Consider the following 2,049-nt stretch of genomic DNA (forward strand, 5'->3'; position numbering starts at 1 on the left):
TACTAAAACGAGAATTGACGTCACTACCCCACCAATAATGGCAATTAAAGAAATTTTGAAAGCATTGGGAATCTTATTGGCTCGTTTTGCTGCATTATAAGCCGCGTTTACAATCATAAAAATCATAATGATGGCCGTTACGATAATTGAATCGATTTGGAAAATGTATGTCAGCACGTAACCAATGATGACCAATTGAACGACCATTCGAAGCATTGCCCATAAAATATCCTTTTCAAGCCCCAATTTCTCTTTATAAGAAATCAAGACCGCGATAATCACTAGAATAAATGAAAAAGCTAAAGTTGTTGGGGTTGTTGTTAATGCATTAGTCATTTAGACCACGCTCCTCAATTATCATTTCTTGGTTGGCAATATGGAAGACCCGGTTTGGTTGGAGAGACCCATCTTGAATATGGCTAATCCATAGGATGGTGACTCCGTGTTTTTCTTTATAGTCCAGTAAAATCTGCCATACCAATTCGCGATTGTCCTCATCTAATGATGAAGTAATTTCATCTAATAAGAGGACTTTAGGTGGAAAAAGCAGGTGTCTGATTAAACCAATCCGCTGTTTTTCCCCGCCAGAAATTTTATGAATCGATTTGTCGAGTGCAATATGGCTTAAACCGAAAGCCTTCATATAAGACAATACAGGATTTTCATCAAAGTCTTTACCGTGGGCTTCATAAACCAATTCAAAGTTATCACGGATGGTTTCGCCGAATAATAGTGGATTTTGGGCCACATATGAAATATTTTGCCGGTATGTTTGATAAGTTACTTCTTCTAGTGGTTGGTCTAAGTAGTTAATTTCACCTGAATTTCTCGGAATAAGGGCTGCTATTAAACGCAGCAAGGTACTTTTTCCGCTTCCAGACGGTCCTTCGACACGGATCATTTCATTTGCATATATAGAAAAAGAAATGTCTTTTAAGAGGGCTGTGTCGCCTGGTTGAAAGGTCACTTGATCAAATTTTACGATAGCTTGCATGTTGATAATCCTCCCTTTGGCTTGCATGAACATTCTATCATAGTTTCATAAGTAGTGTGCTACGATTCCACGGTTAATCTTTTAATCGTTGAAAGAAAATGCTGGTACCTGCTTCAAAAACACCAAAAAATTGCTTTCAAGAAACAATACGTTATAATGAAAATATCAGATTTCAAGTTTAATGGAGGCGACTATAGATGAAACTAACGATAACACCAGCAGCACAAGCTTACTTCAAAAATGAGATGGGATTGTCCTCGGGAAGCCAAGTCGGATTTCATAGCCGCGTTTACGGTAAAACAGCTGTCCATGAAGGATTTTCAGTTGGCTTATCCGTAGACTCGCCAGATGGTGCCCTCTTAATTGATGAAACAATTGACGGTATCCAATACTATATTACGGAAAATGATGACTGGTTCTTCAATGGCTACGACTTTGAAGTCGACTTTTCTCCCAAAGAAGAAAATTTTATTTATCGTTTTATTGAACAATAAACGATTTTCTTATACTATATAAGTGGTAAATGACAAATATTCATACACCTATCATATCTAAGCACATGACCCTAAAGCAGAAAAAGGAGTGTTTCTACATGAATCCGATTAAAAATTTATTTCTAGCAGCAGTAGGTGGTACACGACTAACTTATGAGAAAGCCGATGAAGTGTTAAAAAGTCTCATTGAAAAAGGACAAATTTCTGTAGCTGAAGGCAAGTCATTAAGTGAAGATATTCAACGGGTAGCTAAGGGCCATGCAAAAGGTTCAAACGCTTCAGATCCTTTAGACCAAACTTTATCTGAACGCATCTTAGCACTACAAACACAAGTCGAAAACTTAACTCAAGAAGTCCAATCATTAAAAGGTACGAACACCGAATCTGCGGATGAAGATGCCGTAGAAGACGTCATTCAATAATTTTTAGATCATATAACGATAAGTTGAGGCTGAGGCATTTTTGTCCCAGCCTCATCTGCCATATACAGTTTTTTAATAGGAATTCCTTTGAATTGACGGTGATAACATGCAAAGAGATAGTAGTCGTTTCCGTGAAATC

The 2,049-nt window shown here is 37.5% G+C and carries 4 protein-coding genes; 2 read left to right on the top strand and 2 right to left on the bottom strand.

The window, feature by feature from the left end; all coding sequences use genetic code 11:
* Both ACRCJ0_RS12685 and ACRCJ0_RS12690 read right to left on the bottom strand, forming a co-directional pair.
* A partial coding sequence (locus ACRCJ0_RS12685; RefSeq protein WP_431390657.1) for an ABC transporter permease occupies positions 1-336 on the bottom strand: 336 nt, incomplete at its 3' end.
* Entirely contained in the window at positions 329-994 is a 666-nt protein-coding gene (locus ACRCJ0_RS12690) for an ABC transporter ATP-binding protein (protein WP_431390659.1), read from the bottom strand. The genes ACRCJ0_RS12690 and ACRCJ0_RS12685, both read right to left, overlap by 8 nt.
* A gap of 197 nt (positions 995-1,191) precedes the next feature.
* Between ACRCJ0_RS12690 and ACRCJ0_RS12695 the strand changes: the two genes are divergently transcribed.
* Complete coding sequence (locus ACRCJ0_RS12695) at positions 1,192-1,488, top strand: HesB/YadR/YfhF family protein (protein WP_016897530.1); 297 nt, start codon at positions 1,192-1,194, stop codon at positions 1,486-1,488.
* 98 nt (positions 1,489-1,586) lie between these two features.
* A complete protein-coding gene (locus tag ACRCJ0_RS12700; protein WP_069286033.1) occupies positions 1,587-1,910 on the top strand; it encodes a hypothetical protein in 324 nt (107 codons plus the stop codon).
* Positions 1,911-2,049 lie beyond the last annotated feature (139 nt).

Source organism: Aerococcus sp. L_32 (genome assembly GCF_050689315.1).